The organism is Mucilaginibacter sp. L3T2-6 (assembly GCF_030519355.1).
GTDB lineage: Bacteria > Bacteroidota > Bacteroidia > Sphingobacteriales > Sphingobacteriaceae > Mucilaginibacter.
On the sequence record NZ_JAUMKC010000001.1, the window covers coordinates 277,650 to 300,365 of the forward strand.

17 protein-coding genes are annotated in these 22,716 nt (G+C 45.6%); 10 read left to right on the forward strand and 7 right to left on the reverse strand.

All coding sequences use genetic code 11. The features are described from left to right. Positions 1–178: 178 nt before the first annotated feature. From Q3W13_RS01310 to Q3W13_RS01320, 3 genes are all read right to left on the reverse strand, one after another. On the reverse strand, positions 179–3,361 hold the full coding sequence (locus tag Q3W13_RS01310; protein ID WP_302860714.1) for a S41 family peptidase: 3,183 nt from the start codon (positions 3,359–3,361) through the stop codon (positions 179–181). A 115-nt stretch (positions 3,362–3,476) separates the two neighbouring features. After that, positions 3,477–4,238: a bifunctional 2-polyprenyl-6-hydroxyphenol methylase/3-demethylubiquinol 3-O-methyltransferase UbiG gene (locus Q3W13_RS01315; protein ID WP_302860715.1), complete on the reverse strand. Its 762-nt coding sequence runs from the start codon at positions 4,236–4,238 to the stop codon at positions 3,477–3,479. A 25-nt stretch (positions 4,239–4,263) separates the two neighbouring features. Continuing rightward, positions 4,264–4,812, reverse strand: a complete 549-nt coding sequence (locus Q3W13_RS01320) for a serine acetyltransferase (RefSeq protein WP_302860716.1) — start codon at positions 4,810–4,812, stop codon at positions 4,264–4,266. Between the two features lie 121 nt (positions 4,813–4,933). Here Q3W13_RS01320 and Q3W13_RS01325 point away from each other — a divergent pair, with 121 nt between their 5' ends. From Q3W13_RS01325 to Q3W13_RS01360, 8 genes are all read left to right on the forward strand, one after another. After that, a complete protein-coding gene (locus Q3W13_RS01325; RefSeq protein WP_302860718.1) occupies positions 4,934–6,205 on the forward strand; it encodes a glycosyltransferase family 4 protein in 1,272 nt (423 codons plus the stop codon). Between the two features lie 155 nt (positions 6,206–6,360). Further along, complete coding sequence (locus Q3W13_RS01330; protein ID WP_302860720.1) at positions 6,361–7,119, forward strand: glycosyltransferase family 2 protein; 759 nt, start codon at positions 6,361–6,363, stop codon at positions 7,117–7,119. Positions 7,120–7,212: 93 nt separating this feature from the next. Continuing rightward, a complete protein-coding gene (locus Q3W13_RS01335) occupies positions 7,213–7,722 on the forward strand; it encodes a MarR family winged helix-turn-helix transcriptional regulator (protein WP_302860721.1) in 510 nt (169 codons plus the stop codon). Then, entirely contained in the window at positions 7,715–9,274 is a 1,560-nt protein-coding gene (gene hutH / locus Q3W13_RS01340; RefSeq protein ID WP_302860722.1) for a histidine ammonia-lyase, read from the forward strand. Before Q3W13_RS01335 ends, hutH begins: the two co-directional genes overlap by 8 nt. Continuing rightward, positions 9,252–10,925 carry a urocanate hydratase gene (gene hutU, locus Q3W13_RS01345; RefSeq protein WP_302860724.1) on the forward strand — a complete coding sequence of 558 codons (1,674 nt, stop codon included), beginning with the start codon at positions 9,252–9,254 and terminating at the stop codon, positions 10,923–10,925. Before hutH ends, hutU begins: the two co-directional genes overlap by 23 nt. 47 nt (positions 10,926–10,972) lie before the next feature. After that, positions 10,973–12,178: an imidazolonepropionase gene (hutI, locus tag Q3W13_RS01350; RefSeq protein ID WP_302860726.1), complete on the forward strand. Its 1,206-nt coding sequence runs from the start codon at positions 10,973–10,975 to the stop codon at positions 12,176–12,178. A 60-nt stretch (positions 12,179–12,238) separates the two neighbouring features. After that, a complete protein-coding gene (ftcD, locus tag Q3W13_RS01355) occupies positions 12,239–13,924 on the forward strand; it encodes a glutamate formimidoyltransferase (protein WP_302860728.1) in 1,686 nt (561 codons plus the stop codon). A 271-nt stretch (positions 13,925–14,195) separates the two neighbouring features. Beyond that, positions 14,196–15,968, forward strand: a complete 1,773-nt coding sequence (locus Q3W13_RS01360; RefSeq protein ID WP_302860729.1) for a glycoside hydrolase family 9 protein — start codon at positions 14,196–14,198, stop codon at positions 15,966–15,968. A 7-nt stretch (positions 15,969–15,975) separates the two neighbouring features. Here the strand turns inward: Q3W13_RS01360 and Q3W13_RS01365 are convergent, their stop codons facing one another. The 3 genes from Q3W13_RS01365 to Q3W13_RS01375 form a co-directional block, all read right to left on the reverse strand. Beyond that, positions 15,976–17,727: an ABC transporter ATP-binding protein gene (locus tag Q3W13_RS01365; protein WP_302861025.1), complete on the reverse strand. Its 1,752-nt coding sequence runs from the start codon at positions 17,725–17,727 to the stop codon at positions 15,976–15,978. A gap of 157 nt (positions 17,728–17,884) precedes the next feature. Further along, complete coding sequence (truA, locus tag Q3W13_RS01370) at positions 17,885–18,640, reverse strand: tRNA pseudouridine(38-40) synthase TruA (protein WP_302860730.1); 756 nt, start codon at positions 18,638–18,640, stop codon at positions 17,885–17,887. 90 nt (positions 18,641–18,730) lie between these two features. After that, positions 18,731–19,246 (reverse strand): DUF892 family protein, encoded by a 516-nt coding sequence (locus tag Q3W13_RS01375; protein ID WP_302860732.1) that lies wholly within the window; start codon positions 19,244–19,246, stop codon positions 18,731–18,733. A 112-nt stretch (positions 19,247–19,358) separates the two neighbouring features. Between Q3W13_RS01375 and Q3W13_RS01380 the strand changes: the two genes are divergently transcribed. Further along, positions 19,359–19,826, forward strand: coding sequence for a DUF4293 domain-containing protein (locus Q3W13_RS01380; protein WP_302860733.1), 468 nt, complete (start codon positions 19,359–19,361; stop codon positions 19,824–19,826). Between the two features lie 7 nt (positions 19,827–19,833). Here the strand turns inward: Q3W13_RS01380 and Q3W13_RS01385 are convergent, their stop codons facing one another. Beyond that, on the reverse strand, positions 19,834–20,697 hold the full coding sequence (locus tag Q3W13_RS01385) for an alpha/beta fold hydrolase (protein WP_302860734.1): 864 nt from the start codon (positions 20,695–20,697) through the stop codon (positions 19,834–19,836). 173 nt (positions 20,698–20,870) lie between these two features. On the opposite strand from Q3W13_RS01385, the gene Q3W13_RS01390 reads away from it, so the two are divergent. After that, positions 20,871–22,694 carry a DEAD/DEAH box helicase gene (locus tag Q3W13_RS01390; protein ID WP_302860736.1) on the forward strand — a complete coding sequence of 608 codons (1,824 nt, stop codon included), beginning with the start codon at positions 20,871–20,873 and terminating at the stop codon, positions 22,692–22,694. Positions 22,695–22,716: the final 22 nt, after the last annotated feature.

Below are 22,716 nucleotides of genomic sequence, written 5' to 3' on the forward strand. Positions count from 1 at the left end.
TGAATTTACGCGATTTTATGGATTCGTTTGGATGTGGCAAAGTTAGGAATTAGGCCGACGGCAATACGCATAAATGTAAACTTTATCATTATGGAGGAACGAAGCAAACTCGTCATCAAGCATAGCGGACTCTGCATAAGGAGAAGATTGCCACGCCCGTTCCCCGCAAATTTTTAATTTATTTCAATTCTTTCATTATTTCGTCAATCGCCCTGTCCAGCTGCGGGTCTTTATTTTCCAGCCTGTCTGTGAACGTGTTTTTTACGTAGATATCCGGGCTGACACCATTTTTCTCAATATCCTTTCCGTCGAGCGTAAAGCATCCCCAGGCCGGAATACGGTAAAATGACCCGTCTACCAATCCTTTGCCGCTGGTAAATATTATCCAGCGATAGGTTTCTGTGCCGATGATTTTGCCAAGCTTCAATTCTTTAAAGCCTTGTGCAGTCATTTCGCCATCGCTTAACGTTTGTTCGTTTACCAATAGTATAATCGGCTTTGCGGCAGGGGCAAAGTTTGGCTGCGGACTTTTCTTGCCGTCGCGATATTGCCACTGCAGGTAGGGGCGCTGTGACAAGAATCTGAGTACAGCATCGTGTACATTGCCGCCGGTATTGTATCGCAAATCAAGTATCAATGCATCTTTTTTATATGCATCGTCAACCATGTCTTCCAGGAAAGTTTCAAGTGAACCGCCGCCCATATCCTTCATGTATGAATACGCAATCCTGTTTTTGCTCTTCTCAGTCACCACAGCCCGATTATGGTCAATCCAGCTGTTGTATAGCTCCTCATTTAAGCCAAACCTGCTTTCCGGGTGTAGTTTTACGTTGATCTCTTTGCCGCTTCTGTCGAATGTCAATTCCATCTCTTTATCAAGAGATGGTTTAGTAAAGTAAAAATTACGATCCTGTTTTTCATCTACTGGTTTCCCGTTCACAGTCTTGAGGCGGTCTCCTGGCTGTACGTCAATGCCTGATTTATCGGCGTTGCTATTCTTAACCACGGAGGCCACTTTGTAAGGGTCATCATTATCAAATAATATCCCGGTTTCCATGGTGGAATAATTGAGATATTTATGCTCTTCGTTACCATTTGAGTAAAACCCCTGGTGAGACGAGTTGAGCTCCCCCTGTAAATCATTCAGCAGTACGCGTAAGTCATTCCTGTTATTTACATAAGGCAGGTAGGTTGCATACCGGTCGTGCATTTTCTTCCAGTCGGTGCCATGAAAGGTGCCATCGTAGTAGTTTTCCTCCAGGCCGGCCCAGGTTTCGTCATACATCTGACGGAATTCTCCGTCGAGGTTGCGATCGAATTTGTAACCGATATCTATTTTCTCCAGTTTATTGGCATCGATATTAAGGGTGCAAATGTTGCCGTTTATCAGCGCATAATATTTATCGCCCGACTGAACAATATCAAAACCTCCCGATTCCTCGCCCGCAACTTTTTCAGTTTTATTTTCTTCAAACGGCTGAATAGTGGTTCGGTAAACTGCCCATTTTCCTTCAGAGTGATTGGAGGAATAATACACCAGTGTTTTATCTCCTTTTTGTATCACGTATGGATTACGTTGCACCCCAAAATACGGGCTCACTTGCTCCAGCCGGCGCATAATATCGTCAGTGTTGATTATGATATCAGCCGGCGGCTTTGGTGCAGGTTGTTCTGATAGCGGTTTTTTCTTGCCGGCCTTTTGATCTTTATCTTTCTTGTCCTTGGTTTCCTCTTTCTTTTCTTCTTTAAACAAGTCATGTAATTTATCCATGCGGAAGTCGCCGTCAAATTTTTGCAGCGGCATACGGTAAACGTGCATGTCGCCGCTGCCGCTGGGGTACATAGGGGCTGTACGTGCCGAAGCAAAATAGATATATTTTCCGTCCGGCGACCAAAAAGGATCAGTTTCTGTTACACCACTATTGGTAAGGTTGATGGTTTTGCCTGATTTGATCCCATAGACAAATATGTCCTGCTCAAAATTGCGGTAGGCCGTGTACACCACATATTCTCCGTTGGATGATATCCAGGGCTGCGCGTTCTGAAAGCCCCATATTTCGTCGTTAGCAATTGTCTTACTTTCGAACGTTTTTAAGTCGATAAAGCGCACCTCGTTACGGCCGCTCAGGTAAGCGCCTTTGGTATGTTCTTTATTTACGGTAATGGCGCGGTCGCTTTGCTTATCATTGGTTATCAGCTTTTCCTCCGCAGGTTTATCTGCCGCAATAGTGTACCAGTTGGGATAACCACCAAGCGTTTGTGCAAACAGCAGCGATTTATTATCAGGTAACCACTTTACTTCGGTAACCCGCTCGGCATTTCCACGCTCAATCTTCTTAACGAATTTACCCTCTATGTCGCTAATGAATAGTTCTCCACGAGATACGAATGCCAGCTTTTTTCCATCCGCCGAAACATCCATCGATTCAATTTTGCCCTTTACGTTAAACTCCTGCATTTTATTAAGGACATCGTTACGAGACAGGGTAACCGGAATTTTTTGTGTTTGCTTCGAAACCACGTCATAAGCATATAGTTGATAACCCTTTTCAAACACTACTTTTTCGCCGTTTGCGCTCACCACCGGCCGTTTGATAGATGAGTCAAATTGTGTAAGTGCTGTTTTCTTTCCATTGATAAAGGTATAGAGGTTGTATTCTCCGTTCCCCTCATCAGATACGAAATAGATGTTGCCTTTTTGGTCGATGGTTGTCCAAAAATCCTTGCCAATCCAGTCGGTGTACTGTTTATAGGCTTTAGTTTTTGGATTATATGACTGTATGTCGGGGTTGAAGGCGCCTTTATAATGCTTGCGCTCCGGAAAAATAAAGCTTTCCCAACTGTCGCTGAAGAACAGCTCGCCGCTTTGCGGATGCTCGGCTACACCGTGTACCGTATTAAAATAATTGCCGAACAGGCGTACAGGGGTGCCGCCGTTTATCGTAGTTTTATACTCACTAATGCTGTTATACATGTTCGAGTTAAAGTAGATGGTCTTTGAATCCCATCCCCAGGAATCAACAGCATCATTGGCATTGTTGAAGGTCAGTTGCTTAATGTCGCCGCCGGCCATCGGCATAAGATATACATCGTTATTTCCAAACTGATTGGAAGTAAAGGCGAGCCATTTACCGTCAGGCGAAACGCGGGGCAGAGATTCCTCGCCCTGCATAGCCGTAATGCGGGTGGCTACCGGGTTGTTTAAATCGGCTTTCCAGAGATCACCCTCATAGGCGAAGATTACAGTTTTTCCATCTGGTGTTAATGCAGGGTTGGACGTAAAATAAACATCCTGGCTTTGCGCGCGGGTAACGGAGTTAAGTAGCAATGATGATAAGAGGAGCAGGTAAAGTTTTTTCATAACGACATGATTTTCCTGTACAGGCGCAAATTTTACGTCCGTAATTTGGGGTTAAAATACTACTTTACAGGATTTAAAACAAGGTGAGTCGCTGCTCACAATATGCAAATACGAACTATTTGACCGCCTTTACCACTATATATGGCGACAATGCCTTACTCTCTACCGGAACTATCTTCGTGAATACCTTACCCACTACCCAAATGGCTTTGGTAATAGCCTTTGCTATGCCGCTCTGTTCTGATTTGTTTTCGAGCCAAACGGTAAACCTGCCGTGGTAATAAGCCTCGATTTCCTTCAGGCCAAGCTGCCGGCAACAATCTTTCAGCAGGGTTAAATCCATGCTGTTGATGTTGTGTTTGTCGTAATTTTCCTTGTCAAAGTTGCGCTGTACCCAGCCGTTAACACTTTTAAAGTTTGGCAGGGTGATAAACAACACGCCGCCCGGTTTTAAGAAATGCAGGTGGGTGTCAATAATAGCTTTGGTGTCATTAAAATGCTCAATTAACCCGAAAGACAGTACCATATCATACAGCTTTTCGGGCGTGTAATTAAACAGATCGGCTTCGATGATATTGATATCTCCGGGTTTTAACCCGTTTCTTTCGAGCAGTTGATTTATCAGGTCGTGGTGAATGTAATAATCAAAAAGGGTGGTATCAAGATTTTCGTACTTTTTAAGATAAGTGGCATAATACCCAGGAAAGCCCCCAAGTTCAATGGCGTTTTTTACATTCTTTTCAGCAATCAGCTTTGACAGGATATCGCCGAAAACGTAGTTTCGTTTAATAAAAAAGATCAGCCCTTTTCTTGATTCCCAAAAGGCCTTCCAAAAAGAGCGGTCGGTTAAATTTTGTTCCATTAATATTTTCTTCATAGCGACGAGTTCAAACTCATCGCTATCAGTTTATTTCTTCTGTTGACGCTGCAGGAGACACTATGTCTTGCTTGTTTTTTTCTAACACCCTCGCCGGATTCCCCACAACTACGCAATCCGATGGCACATTCTTTACCACCACCGAGCCGGCGCCAATAATCACATTATCGCCTATCGTTATATCGCCAATGATACAAACATTAGCTCCGATATCTACGTTATTTCCGATACGCGGGCATCTGGTAAAAGTGCCGTCAGCCAGTTTTTTGTGGCCGATGGTGGTACTGTTACGCAATACACAATTCTCGCCGATGACAGTGCCTTTGTTTACTACCAGCGCCTGGCCGTGGTATAGTGATAGCCCTTTGCCAACCGTTGTTTTGCGCGGCAGCTCAATGCCTAATATCCACTCCACCCAGAAACGGTAAAGCATAAAGTAAGGAAAGAAGATGATTTTGGTGACCATATACCGGTTAAAAACCATCACCAGCCTGAACGCAAACAAAACCGACTGCGCCTTAAAATTTTGCCTGTTGGCCCGCCAGTCCTGGAATAAATAAGCAAATACGTTCATTTATCGGTTCTCTGTTAGTTGGTCAGCGGGTTTACTTTTAATTGTGTTATCCTCTGCAACCTCAAAAGTAAAGTTTTCATTTTAGAATTGTTATAATTGCCGTGATAATTAGCGCCGCTTGATGAAGGTAACCTTAATAAACACGTCTGACGCCGGTGGCGGTGCGCCGGCCGCCTGCATGCGCCTGCTGAAGGCGCTTGAACTAAAGCAGATTGATGCCTCGATGCGGGTTCAGGAAAAGAAAACTAAAGAGCCCCTTGTCGAAAGTATCGTGTACGATTTTTGGAGCGGACTAAAGGTTAAATTCAATTTTTTGTATGAGCGGCTCCCGTTTATTTGGTTCAGGGCGAAGGATAAATCGGTAAGGTTTGCATTTTCCGCTGCCGATGCAGGGACGGATATTACACAGCAAACCGATATTTTATATGCCGATGTGCTGCATCTCCACTGGACTAATTCCGGCTTTTTATCCATTAAAAACTTAAAGCAGCTTTTCCAGCTCAATAAGCCTGTGGTGTGGACCCTGCATGATATGTGGGCTTTCACCGGCGGATGCCATTATTCTGGTGATTGCGACCATTTTTTGAATGAATGCGGTAATTGCTGGATGCTGCGGAAACCATATGATGAGGATTTATCGTTCCGCGGACTGATGCGCAAAAAGTATATGCTGAAAGCAGCAAAGAATGTAGTCTTCGTAACCTGCAGCCATTGGCTGGCCAATGTTGCCCGTACAAGCACTTTGCTAAAAGGCTTTCGCATTGAAACCATCCCCAATCCGATAGATACAGAGATATTTTCACCAAAAGATAATACCGCTACCCGGGAGAAGCTCGGCATCAGCCCCAACGCAAAAGTGATACTTTTTGGCGCTGCCAATATTATGGACAGGCGTAAAGGTATCTCGTATCTGGTTGAAGCATTAGATATCCTGAGAAATAAGTATACCGACGTGCGCGATGTGGAGATAGTGATATTTGGCAAAAATAAGGCGTTCGATACAGGGCTGTTCCCGTTTACAGTGCATGAGGCCGGCATCATCACCTCGCAGGAAGAGCTGGCCACCCTTTATAGCCTTGCAGATGTTTTTGTTTCCCCGGCGATAGAGGACAATTTGCCAAATACTGTAATGGAAGCGCTGGCCTGTGCAACGCCGGTGGTAGCTTTTAATACAGGCGGTATCCCGGACATGGTTGACCACCTGAAAAACGGCTACCTGGCCGAATACAAATCTGCTGCCGATTTTGCCACCGGGATGCACTATGTGCTCACCGCTGTAACTAATAAACCCAAACTTGCCGCCAACGCACGCAACAAGGTGTTGAATAACTTCAGTAACGAACGTGTGGCCGAAAAATATATCGCGGTTTATCAATCGATATTGAAGAAATGAGGTTGAATTACAAATATTCCCTGTCATCGCGAGGAACGAAGCAACCTCGTCGCCCTAACCCGCGAATGTGCCTGGTTGATCTGCGCAGCAAAGGGATTGCGTCGTCATTCCTCCTCGCAATGACAATTTTTTTGGTTTGATTTAAATCGCACGTGATGACTAAATCCCACCCAACCCTCTCGGTAATTACTGTAGTTTACAACAACGTAAAGGACATTGAGCGCACCATAAAGTCCACCATCAATCAAACTTATAACAATATCGAGTATATCGTCATCGACGGTAAATCGACAGATGGCACGCTGCAAATCATCGAACGCTATAAAGATCACATCGCACAACTTGTAAGCGAAAAGGACGAAGGTATCTATGACGCAATGAATAAAGGCCTTAAGCTTGCCACCGGGGATTACGTCATCTTCATGAATTCCGGCGATGAATTTTTCGAATCAACAACCGTTGAAAAAGTATTTGATACCGCTCCAGATGCCGATATCTATTACGGCGAGACCGAGATGGTAAACGATGCCCGCCAAAGTTTGGGCCGCCGGAGGCATAAAATCCCCGAAAAATTTACCTGGCGCAGTTTTAAATATGGAATGAGCGTAAGCCACCAGGCCATCTATATCCGCCGTACGCTAACTGAATTATACGACCGCCGTTACCAGCTCAGCGCCGACATCGATTGGATATTGCGAGCAGCCAAAAAGGCAAAAACGATTGTTAAGGTTGAAGGTTATGTTGCTAAATATTTGACCGGCGGCATGTCTAAGGCCCGCCATCGTCAAAGCCTGAAGGAGCGCTTTAATATTATGAAACGTTATTACGGCCTTTTCCCAACAGTGTTCAATCACTTTATTATCGCCGGTAATCTTGGTTGGTATTGGCTGAAAAATAAAAGAACAAACGACTAAACCTGGGTTAACCATTCCAATATTTGCAACCACTCCAATAATTACAACAAAACAAATATTTGCAATTATATAAGCACTTATATAAATTGCACCATGAATTTATATCAAAGCGTTGGATACCTTGCATTGGCCAGCCGTTTACGCCGACTCAGTGAGAGTTTCCTGGCAGAAATCAACCGTACTTACCAGAATGAGGGTATCGATTTTGATGCCAGCTGGTTTCCGGTATTTTATTTATTGTCGAAGAATGAATCGCTTTCGATAAAAGAATTGAGCGAGCAAACCGAGGTGTCTCACCCGGCAGCGAGCCAGCTGATTACTAATTTAAAAAACAGGGGACTGGTTACCAGCGCGACTTGTGCTGATGACGGTCGAAGGCAATTGGTGCAGCTTACTGGTAATGGCCGTGCTTTGCTGGCGCAGATTATGCCCGTGTGGGATGCGATATTAGTGGCTATGGATGACATGGTGAATGATGAACCTGCCTGCAAGCAATTAATACCAGGCATATGCGCACTTGAAAAAGCGTTTAAGAACATCAGCCTGGCTGATAAAATAAGCGATAGGTTAAACGTAGAAATAAAAGCCGAAGCCGATGAATGATATATTTAATTATGGCAGCAGCCATCTTGATATCGGTACTTGCCTCGACATTGCCGCCAGGAAAACCAGGGGCGTGATAGATAGTGTGGCTGCGGCGAAAATACAAAACTCATGGCGCGAGGTTCAAAAGATAGCACATGGGCATCACGCCGTGTATGGTATTAACACGGGTTTCGGGCCATTGTGTGATACACGCGTTTCTGAAGATGACACTTCGCTTCTGCAATCAAACCTTTTAAAAAGCCATAGCGTAGGCGTTGGTAATCCTATTCCGGCGGAGATTGCCAAGCTGATGCTGGTTACCAAGGTTCATGCTTTGGCGCAGGGATTTTCAGGAATTGCCTTAACCACACTGGAACGCATCATCTGGCATATCGATAATGAAGTTATCCCGGTAGTCCCTGAAAAAGGGTCGGTTGGCGCGTCGGGCGATTTAGCGCCGCTCGCCCATTTGTTTTTACCGCTGATTGGATTTGGCGAAGTTTTTGACAAAGGCGAACGCGTACCCACTGCAAAAGTGCTGGCAACGCATAACTTACAGCCTTTGACACTTGGCCCAAAAGAAGGGCTGGCGCTGATAAACGGCACGCAATTTATCCTGGCTTTTGCTGTAAAGGCAGTACAACGGTTGGACGATGCACTGAACCGTGCAGATGTTATAGGGGCAATGTCGCTTGAAGGCATGATGGGTTCGATGCGGCCGTTCGATGAAAGATTACATCAATTGCGGCCTTATAAAGGCACAAAACTGGTTGCAAAACGTTTACATGCCCTGCTGGAAGATTCAGAAATATGCAACTCGCATGTAAACTGTGACCGCGTGCAGGATCCTTATTCGCTGCGCTGTATGCCACAGGTGCATGGTGCTTCACGCAACGCCTGGCTTCATTTAAAGGAACTGACCGAGGTAGAACTCAACTCGGTTACCGATAACCCAATAGTTTTCAATGCAGATGACACCATCAGCGGGGGGAACTTCCATGGCCAGCCATTAGCGATGGTATTGGATTATGCTGCTATCGCAGCCGCTGAGATCGGCAACATAGCCGACCGCCGGTGCTACCTGATGAGTGAAGGACGTTACGGACTCCCAAAGCTGCTCACCGCCAATGCCGGTTTAAATTCCGGCCTTATGATACCACAATACACCACGGCAGCACTGGTTACCGAAAACAAGACACTTTGCTTTCCGGCCAGCGCAGATAGCGTGCCAACCTCGCTTGGCCAGGAAGACCATGTATCGATGGGTTCCATCAGTGGCCGCAAGCTGCACCGGGTAATTGATAATTTGGAATATATCCAGGCCATAGAGTTACTTTATGCTGCACAGGCGATAGATTTCAGAAGACCGCTAAAATCTACACCAATAGTGGAAGCATGCCATGCTTTGGTACGACAAAATGTTCCGCATATTGATGACGACCGTATTTTTGCCGATGACATAAATGCCATTCACCGCTTAATTATTAGTGGTGAGTTATTGAATATAATCAACCATACAGCAATTGCAAACCAAATAGACTTTAACGATGACGAGTTCGGAATTTATTAAAACCTACGCGAGCCACCCGGTGTACAAGGCGCCGCGGGGCACGCAGCTGCACGCCAAAAGCTGGCAAACCGAGGCCCCTCTCCGTATGCTGCTCAATAACCTCGACGGACAGGTTGCCGAAAACCCGGATGAGCTGGTAGTTTACGGAGGTATCGGCCAGGCAGCCCGTAACCCGGAATCGCTGCGCAAGATAATTGAGCTATTGCTTGAACTCGATGAACACCATTCGTTATTGGTGCAATCAGGAAAGCCTGTGGGAATCATCAGAAGCCATCCCGAGGCGCCTCGTGTTTTAATTGCGAACAGTAACCTGGTACCTGCCTGGGCTAATTGGGAACATTTTAATGAATTGCGCTCGAAAGGCTTGATGATGTATGGCCAAATGACGGCGGGAAGCTGGATATATATCGGTACGCAGGGCATATTACAGGGTACCTATGAAACATTTGCAGAGGCGGGCCGACAGCATTTTAATAATGATTTAAGCGGCAAACTGATAGTAAGCGCAGGCTTAGGCGGTATGGGTGGTGCTCAGCCGCTTGCGGCAACCATGGCAGGCGGGGTATTCTTAGGTGCGGATGTTGATGAATCGCGTATCCAGAAACGCATCAACTCTCAATACATCGACAAAATAACACACGACTATGATGAGGCCATTGCCTGGGTTAAAGACGCCATGGCAAAAGGCGAAACGCTCTCAGTGGGTTTGGTGAGCGACGCAGGCGACATGTTGGAAAAATTATTGCAGGATGATATAATCCCTCACCTGCTAACGGATCAAACCTCTGCGCATGACCCGTTGAATGGTTATGTTCCAAACGGCTTATCGCTGCCGGAGGCAGTATTGTTACGAAAATCAGACCCGGTGAAATATAAAATGCTGTCGCTCAAAAGCATGGCCAGGCATGTAGGCCTGATGCTGCAATTGCAGGAACGCGGCGCTATCACATTTGACTATGGTAATAACCTGCGTGAGTTTGCACGACAGGGCGGTGAACAAAATGCATTTAATTTTCCCGGGTTTACGCCGGCTTATATTCGACCCTTGTTTTGCGAGGGTAAAGGGCCTTTCAGATGGGTAGCTTTATCAGGCGACCCGGAAGATATTTTTACGACGGACCGTGCCCTGATGGAGCTGTTCCCCGAAGACAAACCGCTGGCAAAATGGCTGACCAACGCGCAACAGAAAATTTCGTTCCAGGGATTACCGGCACGCATTTGCTGGCTGGGCATGGGTGACAGGGAAAAAGCAGGTCTTCTGTTTAACGAATTGGTAAGAACCGGCAAAGTAAAAGGCCCGATAGTCATCGGCCGCGACCATTTGGATTGTGGCTCGGTTGCTTCACCAAACCGCGAAACCGAGGCCATGAAAGATGGCTCTGATGCGGTGTCTGACTGGCCGTTGCTTAACCTGATGGCGAACACAGCGGGCGGCGCTACATGGGTATCATTCCACCACGGCGGAGGAGTAGGCATGGGTTATTCGCAGCACGCGGGCATGGTGGTGCTTGCCGACGGCACGGAACGTGCAGATACCTGTCTGAAACGGGTATTGTACAATGACCCTGCAATGGGAATATTCCGCCATGCCGATGCGGGTTACGATAAAGCGCAGGAGTGGGCGGATAAGTTTGATTTGAAGATTTGGTAAATAAATAAATTTGTCAATGACAGAACTTTATTAATGAATAATAATAAATGCAGCTAATAGGCCCCTTTACCCAAATACTCCCCTTAACCGGTATGCCCTTAAAAGGCGCGCTGAAGGATGAGCAATTGCAGATAATTACAAACGGTGGCCTGTTAGTCGAAAACGGATTAATCGTGGCTGTCGGAGATTTTGAGCAATTACGAAAAGAGTTTCACGCAGCCGATATAAAAGAAACAGAAGGCGATAACGTGTTGCTACCAGGCTTTGTTGATTGCCATACCCACATCTGTTTTGCAGGCAGCAGGGCTAAAGATTACGCTATGCGCATACAGGGCAAAACATACCTGGAAATTGCTAAAGCAGGCGGCGGTATCTGGGATTCGGTAACACAAACCCGTGCGGCTGATGAGGAAACGTTAACACACTTGTTGTTAAAACGCATAGAGCGACATTTATCAGAAGGCGTTACCACCATCGAGGTAAAAAGTGGCTATGGATTATCTGTTGAACAGGAGCTAAAACAATTGCGGGTTATCAAAGCTGCATCAAATCAAACAAAAGCGAGTATTGTTGCAACTTGCCTGGCTGCCCATATAGTGCCAAAAGATTTTAACGGTAGTCAACCCGAATACCTTGAATATATTTTAAACGAACTGCTGCCGGTCATTAAAAAAGAAGAGCTGGCAAAACGGGTGGACATATTTATAGAAGAAAGCGCTTTCAACGGGGATAATGCAACTATCTACCTGAATAAAGCTAAACAAATGGGCTTTGATTTGACCATTCATGCAGATCAGTTTACTGCCGGCGGAAGTGCGGTTGCTGTATCGGCCGGCGCTGTATCGGCCGATCATTTGGAAGCCAGCGGTAATAACGAAATAAAATTACTGGCCAATTCTAATACCGTGGCAGTAGCTTTGCCTGGCGCGTCGCTCGGTTTAGGTATGCAATATGCTCCGGCACGTAAATTACTCGACGCTGGTGCTTGCCTCGCCATTGCCAGCGATTGGAACCCCGGGTCTGCTCCTATGGGAGATCTGCTGATGCAGGCCGCCGTAATAAGCGCCGCCGAAAAACTGAATACTGCTGAAGTCTTGGCGGGATTAACCCATCGTGCAGCAAAAGCACTAAACTTAACCGACCGCGGAATGCTTGCGCAAGGCATGCGGGCTGATGTACAGGTTTACCCGGTTAATGACTACCGGGAAATATTATACCAGCAAGGAAAGCTAAAACCTGTGATAATGCATTGATTTTTATTAGAATTTACTTATTATATAAAACAAATCTCTGACCTCTAATCTCCAGTCGCTATGCAGCTAATCGAATGCGTTCCTAATTTCTCCGAAGGGGTAAACCTTGATATCATTAAACAGATCACTGATGAAGTAGAATCCGTTGAAGGCGTGCGGCTGTTAAACGTTGACCCTGGCAAGGCGACTAACCGTACTGTAGTAACTTTTGTGGGCGAACCTGCGCCGGTTATCGACGCAGCATTCCTGGCGATAAAAAAGGCCGGTGAGCTGATAGATATGAGCAAACATAAGGGCGAACACCCCCGCATGGGCGCTACAGATGTTTGTCCGCTGATACCAATAGCGAATATCAGTATGGAAGAAACTGCTGAATACGCAAAAAGGTTAGCAAAGCGGGTTGGGGAGGATCTGGGTATCCCGGCTTATTTGTATGAATATGCACAAACAGATAAAAAACGCAGTAATCTTTCGGTGATAAGAGCCGGAGAATATGAAGGTTTTTTTAAGAAGATAAAGCTGCCTGAATGGAAACCCGATTTCGGTCCGCAGGAATTTGACGCCAGACGCGGCGGTACGGTTATCGGCGCCCGTGACTTCCTGATAGCCTACAATGTAAATTTAAATACAACATCAACCCGCAGGGCGAATTCCATTGCCTTTGATGTGCGGGAGGCTGGTCGCGTAATGCGTGAGGGCGATCCCATAAACGGTAAGATCATCACCGATGAAAATGGCAAGCCGAAATCCATTCCCGGGTCGTTAAAGTCGGTAAAGGCTATTGGCTGGTACATTGAAGAATACGGTATTGCACAAATCTCGATGAACCTCACAAATATAGAAATTACCCCACTGCATGTGGCTTTTGATGAGGTCTGCAAAAAAGCGGCAGAACGGGGCATGCGTGTTACCGGCAGCGAATTGGTCGGCCTTGTTCCGTTAAAAGCAATGCTTGATGCAGGTAAATATTTTTTGCTGAAGCAACAACGGTCGGTGGGGGTGAGCGAAAAAGAGCTGGTTAAGATTGCCATCAAATCGATGGGCTTATCGGAGCTATCGCCATTTGTGCCGGAGGAAAGAATTATCGAATACCTTTTAAAAGATAAGGCTTCGTCTAAACTCGCTTCGATGACGCTGATGGATTTTGCCGACGAAACAGCAAGCGAAAGCCCTGCGCCGGGAGGGGGTTCCATCTCGGCCTATATGGGTGCTTTGGGCGCGTCGTTAGCAACCATGGTGGCTAACCTGTCATCCCACAAAAAGGGATGGGATGGCCGCTGGAAGGAATTCAGCGACTGGGCAGAAAAAGGCCAACGCTATAAAGATGAGCTGGTAAAGCTGGTTGACGAAGACACCGCTGCCTTTAATAAAATTATGGAAGGCTTTGGCTTACCCAAATCCAACGACGAAGAAAAAGCAGCCCGGAACAAGGCCATACAGGACGCTACCCGCTGTGCTATCGAAGTGCCATTTAAGATGATGCAAACCGCCTGCGACAGCCTTACAGTTATCAAAGCCATGGCAGAAACCGGAAACCCCAATTCGGTTACCGATGCCGGGGTAGCAGCCTTGTGTGTCCGTAGTGCGGTAATTGGCGCATTTATGAATGTGAAGATCAATGCCTCGGGATATAAGGATAGAGCCTTTGTGGAGAAAATTTTGGCTGATGGCAGTGAAATTGAAAATAAAGCTATTGCTCTTGAAAAAGAGGTTATTGGGATAGTGAATGCCAAGATAGCACAGTAATTTGAGCCCATGCAGGGGCATTTATTTTGCCTTCTGGAGATGCATAGTTTACTCTGCTTCTTATCAATCTATTCAGCTAAATTATTAATTATGCAAGTCTAAAGGAGCGACAGCGAAGAATTTTTACAACCTCACTAAGTTTGCAGAATCTGAATTCGCCCCCGTTAACTAAAATCCGCTTAATCCCCGGTTCTACATTTCCACTACCTTTAACGTATTCGAATGCTTTTCGGCGAATACACCTTATCTTTCAGCATCAATTTTACCGACTATGAACCTTCGCGTTGTATTGCTTTTTGTTGCTGTATGTATTTTGTCGCTCACCGGTTTTGCCCAAACTACCATTTATGCCAACCAGGTGGGGTTTGATAGCAGGGAACCCAAAATAGCAGTGGTCAGCGCTGATAAGCCACTTATCCGCAAAACTGTTTTTAACCTTATAAATACGACGACAAACAAATCAGAATTTACGGGAGTGTTAAGCGGACCAGCAACGATAGACGACTGGACGCCTGGCAAAAGCTATTACCAGGCAGATTTTTCTGCGTTTAAAAGAGCCGGTAAATATGTTATCAAAGTTACCATTGATGGCAAAACCGCATCTTCATTTCCTTTTATCATTGAGGAAGATGCGCTGGCCAAACTCACCCTTTCATCCATCATCCATTATTATAATAAACAACGCGCCAATACACCGCAGGAAATTGAAGCTGATACTCATATGAAATTACAGGGCGGCGGCGATAAAACGGTCGATATACACGGCGGGTGGTGCGATGCGTCGGGAGACGTAAGCAAATATTTTTCGCATTTGGCCTATGCCAATTTTATGTCGCCTCAGCAAACACCGCTGGTCGTCTGGTCGATGGAAAGTGCCTCAGAGGGCATTCCCCAACTACTTAACAAATGGAAGCTGAAGAATAAACTGGATGATGAAGCTTTGTATGGGGCGGATTATATGATGCGGGCCCTCTCAAAGGATAACTATTTTTATATGATCATCTTTAGCTATTTTAACAAGGACCCGCACGCACGGCGTATTGTAGGATTAAGAGCTAACAGCGTTACGACCGATGAATACCAGGCAGCGTTTCGCGAAGGCGGCGGAATGGCTATTGCTGCCCTGGCCCGCATATCGCGCTGGAAAAAACATGGCGAATATACCTCCAAACAATACCTTGATGCGGCCAAACGCGCATTCGCTCATTTGCTGAAATACAACATCAAATATGATGACGACGGCAAAGAAAATATTATCGACGATTACTGCGCTCTTATGGCCGCTACCGAACTCTGGATAGCCACGAACCAGCCACTTTACCGTAATGAAGCCCGTAAACGCGCTCAAAACCTCAACAAACGAATGTCACCCGAAGGCTACTTTATTAGCAACAATGCTGACCGTCCTTACTGGCATGCATCGGACGCAGGGCTGCCGGTAGTGGCCTTATCACGTTACCTAACCAGGGAAAAGGATAAATCTTTACGCGCCGCCGCTCTCGCTACGATCAAAAAGGCCCTCGATTACAATCTTAGCGTAACCAATAAGGTCAGTAATCCGTTCGGGTATGCACGGCAATCGTTTTTATACAAAGGGAAGGTACAGGATGGCTTTTTTATCCCGCATGATAACGAGACAGGCTGGTGGTGGCAGGGTGAAGACGCCCGTCTTGCCTCATTATCCACTGCGGCGCTGGTTGGCGGCAGGCTGGTTTATCCGGCCAAAGGCAACTGGGGCGTAAAAGATTCACTGGCTGTTTTTGCCTCACAGCAGGTATCATGGATATTGGGTTGTAACCCTTATTCCATGTGTTTTATGTATGGGTTTGGTAAAACCAACGTGCCATATATGCACTCTAACTTTGGGCATGGTTCCGAAAAAGGCGGAATATCCAATGGCATTACCGGCAAAAAAGAAAACGGCGATGGCAGCGGTATCGACTTTAAAACCGAAGACAATGGCAACGAATGGCGCTGGACCGAACAATGGATACCGCACGCTGCCTGGTTTTTGCAGGCAATAGCTGCGATGGCGAAAAATTAGATAAGAGTTATGACTTTACAATTCCTGCCGAGTTAAACTGCAAATCATACAGCTTGCGGTAATAGCCGTCTTCAATCCGCAAAAGTTCCTGGTGGGTGCCTGTTTCTTTTATCTCACCATGATCGAGCACGATTATTTTATCAGCGTTTTGTATGGTTGACAGCCGGTGCGCTATTACAATGGCTGTTCGCCCCTGCATTAATTTTCCGATGGCGTTCTGTATGAGTATTTCTGTTTCGGTATCTACAGACGATGTTGCTTCATCCAGTACAAGGATAGTGGGATCGTAAACCAACGCCCTGATAAAGGAGATCAATTGCGCCTGACCCGCTGACAGCGTTGAACCGCGCTCCATTACGTTATAATCATAGCCTCCCGGCAGGCGCTCAATAAATTCATGCGCACCCACATCCTTTGCTGCCGCGATGATTTGCTCACGGGTTATTTCTGTATTGTTCAGGCTGATATTATTGGCAATGGTGTCCGAAAACAAAAACACGTCCTGTATTACGGTCGCAATGTGTGAACGCAGGTAACTTACATCATATTCCCTGATGTCGTGGCCGTCTACAGTTACCGAACCTTTGGCAATTTCATAAAAACGGTTCAGGATGTTTATGGTTGATGATTTACCTGCGCCGGTTGCGCCAACCAGCGCGAGGGTTTTGCCTGGCTCCAGTTTGAAGTTAATATTCTTTAAAACCCAATTCTCGTCGTTGTAAGCAAACCAAACATCTTTAAACTCAATTTCGCCACGTAAATCAGCCGGACGTAGTTTGCCGTCGTTGGGGGCAACTTCATCGGTATCCAAAACTTTAAATATTCTGTCCGCGCCTACCATGCCCATTTGAAGGGTATTGAATTTATCAGCCAATTGGCGTATGGGCCTGAAAAGCATGTTCAGCAATACGATGAAGCCGGTAATAACGCCTGGCGTAATTCCTTTATGGTCTGCGGTAATGTTCAACAGTTCTTTGTCTGACAGTATCCGCTTACACCCGTACCAAACCAACAGGCCTATACATATAGCAAACAAGATCTCTACCACCGGAAAGAAAATAGAGTAATACCAGTTGGAGCGGATATTGGCATCGCGGTATTTGGAGTTTACGGCTTTGAATTTGCGCATCTCCTGGTCTTCGCGTGCGAAAATCTGGATAACGCTCATGCCCGAGATATGTTCGGCTAAAAAAGTATTCAGATGGGCTACCTGCGTCCGCACCTCCTGGAAAGATGATTTTATCGCTTCCTTAAACACATAGGTCGACATCAGGAGGAACGGCATCGGTATCAGTGTAATCAGCGCCAGCTTCCAATCCTGGTAAAGCATATAACCAATTACGGCAAATACCAACAGTAAATCGCCCATAATAGAAATCAACCCTTCAGAAAAAATATCGGCAATGGTTTCCAAATCAGACACGGTACGGGTTATCAGCATTCCGATAGGCGTACGGTCGAAATATTTCAATCGCAGGCTGGTAATATGGTTAAAAATATCTTTTCGTAAATCGCGGATTACCGACTGCCCCAGCGAGTTAGTTAAATAGGTTTGGTAATATTGTGCTACAGTTTGTATCACCAGTTGTAACACCATTAGCCCCACCATAAATACCAGGCCGTTGTAATTATCTTTCAAAATATAATTATCCAACGTTTTTTGAATGAGAATTGGCTGCAACAGCGCATTGGCGGCTAAAAAGATGGTCAGGAAAGCAGCAATAACAAACGTAACTTTGTAGGGCTTAACGTAATGCATAACTCGCCCCAGCAATTTCCAATCGAGCGCTTTACCGGTAACGCCCCCGGAAGGGGGAACTTTAGAACTTGTATTTTTATCGTTGCTCACCTAAATTCAAAGGTATCGTATAATTTTAAAACTTTCACTTTTTGTCCCCCTTTAGGAGGGCAGGGGGCTAATATTTTACTTCGGTCAGATATAAACCGCATGCAGGCACAGATGTCCCGGCATTGCTGCGGTTTTTACTTTCAATAATGGTGCGAACCTCATCCGGTGTAATTTCCTTCCGCCCTACCATTAGCAAAGTACCGACAATAGCCCGCACCATGTTGCGTAAAAAACGGTCAGCAGAAATTTGAAACGTCAGGCTGTTCTCCCCCTGTATCCATTCAGCTTTGAATATTTTGCAATTATTGGTCTTTACCTGTGTGTTTGATTTACTAAAGCAACTAAAATCAGTGTATTGCATAATGATGGCAGCGGCCTGGTTCATCAGCTCCACACCAGGTTGATAGCGCAGTTCCCATGAGTAGCCCGCTTTAAACGGGTCTTTATTAAAATGAATATGGTATTCGTAACTACGCAGAGTTGCATCAAACCGCGCGTGTGCGTCAGCCCCTACCGGAAAAATATTTTTTATGCCGATGTCTTTGGGTAAAACAGAATTCAGGCTCCTTAATATGTTCCCGGTTTCATTTATGGACCACGGTCTGCCATCGATAGTCACAAAATCAAAATGAGCAAAAAACTCACGTGCATGTACTCCGGTATCTGTACGCCCGCAGCCTACGGTTTCGACAGGCTGCCGCAAAACAGTAGCAAGCGCCTTATTCAAAACCTCCTGTACAGTAACTGCATTCGGCTGAATCTGCCAGCCATGATAGTTAGCGCCATCGTAGGCAAGTTCAATAAAATACCGTTGTTTAGCCACGCGGCAAAGGTAGTGATGAAGTTGTATTAGTTGTAGCAGTTGCAAAAGTTGCAAAAGTTGCAGTAGTGCCGAACAACTACTACAACATTTTTAACTTATATACTCTTTATAGATCGTCTCAAACAGCAGCTTATTTTCAACGGCAATGTCAAAAGGCTGTTCGATAAATGAATGGTTGTAGCCTATGGCTTTAGCCAGATTTTTCAATACCTTAAAATACGTTATCTCGATGCCTTCAATTTGCTGCAGGTAAAAAAGGATAAACACATCGCGTTCAAGCGGGGTTTTGCCGCCCCGGATCACGGCCAGGTAGGCTTCTAAACTCAGGGCCTTGATGCTAAGCGTATTGGTTTTTGACGGACTTTCACTAATCATCTTGTAAATGTCCTCTATTTGGCCTATCTGGCTTTCTGTATCCTCTATCGCTTCCTCAATAGCGTGCTTTAAAACATTCAGAGAAGCCAGGCTTTTAACTTCAGAGAAGAATTCTATCAGATGCTGCTTACTGTAATAAATGTAATTCAGATGCTCAAGAAAGGTACGTTTTAGCAGCCGGTCGTCGATATGTACGTCCTTGGGCTGTGATGATGGCAGGGGCTCACTCATGGTAATTGAATCGGCAATGTAATTGATTTTTAAAATTACAACATTTATTGCACAGGAGCAGCAATAAACTATTAGGTAAAACAATTATATATTTGCCCTATAAATTACGACCATGTTACAACGAGTACAAAGCATTTACCTGCTTTTAGCATCCCTGGCTATATTTGCCCTGTTTCTTTTTCCCCTGGTGCACAATTTTTATGCAGACGGTAAGCCGCTTACGCTAATGGTTACCGGCGTTTACCAGGATGTAAACGGGCAGCCTGTCCACACCCAGTTTTTTATGGGCATAAGCATCGCAACGGCCATTATCGGGATCATTCCCTTGATTATAATCTTTCTTTATAAAAACCGTAAACAGCAGATAGCACTATGTTATAGCATGTTGCTGGTTATTGTAGGCTATAGTTTCTGGCTGTCGCGCGCAGCAAAAGCCGTGATGGGGAACGTACAGATCGATACACATAACTGGGGCATAGGTCTGTTTCTTTCTTCTATTGCTATGCTGCTGGTATTACTGGCTATCCGCGGGATCAAAGCTGACGAAAAGCTGATCAAATCCGCGGATAGGTTGAGATAATGCGGGGCTAATTAAACCTCCCGTACTTCTCAATCTTTCTAAACGGCTTAGCAAAGAAATCGCCGACCACCTGGTTAAACAGATCTTTGTAAAAAAGCGGTGTTGAATGACCCGAGTTGGGTAATATCCATAAATAGGAATTCGGTATATGGTCTGCAATCAACATAGTGTGCTTGGGGCGGATAACATCATGGTCGCCGCCTATAACGAGGGTTGGGCAAGTTATTTTGCTTACATCCTCAAGTTTGATGTGCGGCTCATAACTGAGCAAATGCAACAGCTTTACCTGGTCTTTCATTTCCGGCGTTAAATTCTTTATCTTTTTGATGGTATCGGCCGCCACTTTGTTTTGTTTCAAAACCATATCGTAAACAAACGGATCCACGGCGCTGGTATCGGGCCAAAGGTTAGCACCGGTTACTGCAAGTTTCTTTACCTTGTCCGGATGATGAATAGCCAGGAGCAGGCCATTAATACCTCCGTCGCTCCAGCCAATTACGTTGGCCTGTTTAATGTTCAGCCTGTCCAGAAGCGCATTCAGGTCATCGGCCATCATTTCATAACTTAATGAGTCTTTATGATCCACAGATTTGCCCTGCGCCCGGCTATCAGCAATAATCACCTGGTAGTTTTTAGCGAAGTACGGTATCTGGTAAACGAAATTATTGATAGAGCCGCCATTGCCATGGATAATAAGCAGCGGCTCGCCCTTGCCATAAACTTCGTAATACATTTTAAATCCGCGGATATCAGCATATTTCCCAACGGCCTGATTACGGCCATAGCGGGTGGTATCCATATCCTTTTGCGGATTTTGCGCAGAGGCAATTTGCATAAATGCCAGCAGCAGAAAAGTAAGTTTTAGTTTCATCGCTACAGAATAAATAAGTTTCTATAAAATTAACATTCCCATTGCTTAAAACCTCGTTTCAAAGCTTTAAATTAAGTTAAAATGAAATTTTAAAAATACTATTGTTTTATAAAATAATAAACCCTACCTTTGCGCCCGATTTGGCGATGTAGCCAAATACGTTATTTAAATTCATGAACCCATTTATTAATCTGGGAATCCGTCATGATATTGTTAATGCCATCACCGAGTTAGGATTTGAAAATCCTACACCAATCCAGGAGCAGTCAATCCCGGTATTGTTAACAGGCAGCAACGATTTTGTCGGATTAGCCCAAACCGGGACCGGTAAAACTGCTGCCTTCGGACTACCACTATTAGAACTGCTGGACTTCGAAGAAAACTTTCCGCAAGCACTTGTATTGTGCCCTACACGTGAACTTTGTTTACAGATCACGAACGACATTAAAAACTACTCCAAAAAAATGAGCAACGTACATGTTGTTGCTGTTTATGGCGGAGCAAGTATTTCTGACCAGTTGCGCCAGATAAAACGCGGTGTGCAAATTGTTGTTGCTACCCCTGGCCGTATGCTTGATATTATTAACCGCAATGCGATCGATTTTTCGCGGGTTAAATATGTTGTGTTGGATGAGGCTGATGAGATGCTCAACATGGGCTTCCAGGAAGACATAGACAATATCTTATCAACTACGCCCGACGAGAAAAAAACATGGCTGTTTTCGGCCACAATGCCCGCCGAAGTTCGCAGGATCGCGAAGAAATACATGACCGATCCGTACGAGCTTACCATGGGTACAAAAAACACCGGTAACGCAAATATAGAACACGAGTACTATGTGGTGCGTGCCCGCGACAAATATGCTGCCTTTAAGCGTATTGTCGATTTTAACCCTGATATTTTCGGTATCGTATTTTGCCGTACCAAAATTGAAACACAGGATATCGCTGAGGCTTTAATTAAGGATGGCTACAATGCCGATTCGCTGCATGGCGACCTTTCACAGCAGCAGCGCGATAAGGTAATGAAACGCTACCGCGAGCGCAGCTTACAGTTGCTGATTGCTACCGACGTTGCAGCCCGTGGTATCGACGTTAACGACGTAACACACGTTATTAACTACAGCCTGCCTGATGAAATTGAGAACTACACCCACCGCAGCGGACGTACAGCCCGCGCAGGTAAAACCGGTGTATCTATCTCTATCATCAACGCCAAGGAACTTGGTAAAATCCGCCAGATAGAGCGTGTTATCGGCAAGAAATTTGCAAAGGTTGATATACCTACAGGATTTGACGTATGCGAGAAACAATTATTTTCTATCGTACACAAAATCCATAATGTGCAGGTAAATGAGCAACAGATTGAGCAGTACCTGCCACGTATAATGGAAGAGTTTAAAGACATGAGCAAGGAAGACTTCATCAAGCGCTTTGCCTCTATCGAGTTCAACATCTTCCTTGATTATTACAAAAATGCACCTGACCTGAATGCCCCGGTAGAAGAAGGCCGCCGCTTTGAGCGCGATGGCGACCGCTCTTCGTACCCGCGCAGCGGAGGGAAGTCGGAATATACACGCCTGTTTATCAACCTTGGTTCGGTTGACGAGTTTAACCGCGGCGATTTGCTGGGTTACATCTGCAACCAATCGAAGATAAGCGGCCGGTCAGTAGGTAAAATTGACGTTAAAGGCGTTTACTCATTTTTCGAAGTACCGCATGCTGATGTCGACAAGGTCACGGCAGGTTTTAACGGCGCCGAATTCAAAGGCCGCCCGGTACGGATTGAAATTGCAGGCGAAGGTGTTAGCGAACGCCGCGATGGAGGTTACCAGCGCCGTGAGGGCGGTTACCGTGGTGACAGAACCGGCGGCGAACGCCGTGATGGTTTCCGAAACAATCGTGGTGGCGCCGAAAGAGATGGCTCAGGTGGCGGTTTCCGCGATTTCTCCGGAAAACGCCGCGAAGAACATGGCGAACGACGGAGAAGATTTTAGTTTAGTTTTTCATAACGTGCCT

Bases quoted from the DNA above. Each gene is read 5' to 3' on its own strand.
- Q3W13_RS01310 (WP_302860714.1), bottom strand. From the start codon at position 3,361: ATGAAAAAACTTTACCTGCTCCTCTTATCATCATTGCTACTTAACTCC.
- Q3W13_RS01315 (WP_302860715.1), bottom strand. From the start codon at position 4,238: ATGAAGAAAATATTAATGGAACAAAATTTAACCGACCGCTCTTTTTGG.
- Q3W13_RS01320 (WP_302860716.1), bottom strand. From the start codon at position 4,812: ATGAACGTATTTGCTTATTTATTCCAGGACTGGCGGGCCAACAGGCAA.
- Q3W13_RS01325 (WP_302860718.1), top strand. From the start codon at position 4,934: ATGAAGGTAACCTTAATAAACACGTCTGACGCCGGTGGCGGTGCGCCG.
- Q3W13_RS01330 (WP_302860720.1), top strand. From the start codon at position 6,361: ATGACTAAATCCCACCCAACCCTCTCGGTAATTACTGTAGTTTACAAC.
- Q3W13_RS01335 (WP_302860721.1), top strand. From the start codon at position 7,213: ATGAATTTATATCAAAGCGTTGGATACCTTGCATTGGCCAGCCGTTTA.
- hutH (WP_302860722.1), top strand. From the start codon at position 7,715: ATGAATGATATATTTAATTATGGCAGCAGCCATCTTGATATCGGTACT.
- hutU (WP_302860724.1), top strand. From the start codon at position 9,252: ATGACGAGTTCGGAATTTATTAAAACCTACGCGAGCCACCCGGTGTAC.
- hutI (WP_302860726.1), top strand. From the start codon at position 10,973: ATGCAGCTAATAGGCCCCTTTACCCAAATACTCCCCTTAACCGGTATG.
- ftcD (WP_302860728.1), top strand. From the start codon at position 12,239: ATGCAGCTAATCGAATGCGTTCCTAATTTCTCCGAAGGGGTAAACCTT.
- Q3W13_RS01360 (WP_302860729.1), top strand. From the start codon at position 14,196: ATGAACCTTCGCGTTGTATTGCTTTTTGTTGCTGTATGTATTTTGTCG.
- Q3W13_RS01365 (WP_302861025.1), bottom strand. From the start codon at position 17,727: ATGCATTACGTTAAGCCCTACAAAGTTACGTTTGTTATTGCTGCTTTC.
- Q3W13_RS01375 (WP_302860732.1), bottom strand. From the start codon at position 19,246: ATGAGTGAGCCCCTGCCATCATCACAGCCCAAGGACGTACATATCGAC.
- Q3W13_RS01380 (WP_302860733.1), top strand. From the start codon at position 19,359: ATGTTACAACGAGTACAAAGCATTTACCTGCTTTTAGCATCCCTGGCT.
- Q3W13_RS01385 (WP_302860734.1), bottom strand. From the start codon at position 20,697: ATGAAACTAAAACTTACTTTTCTGCTGCTGGCATTTATGCAAATTGCC.
- Q3W13_RS01390 (WP_302860736.1), top strand. From the start codon at position 20,871: ATGAACCCATTTATTAATCTGGGAATCCGTCATGATATTGTTAATGCC.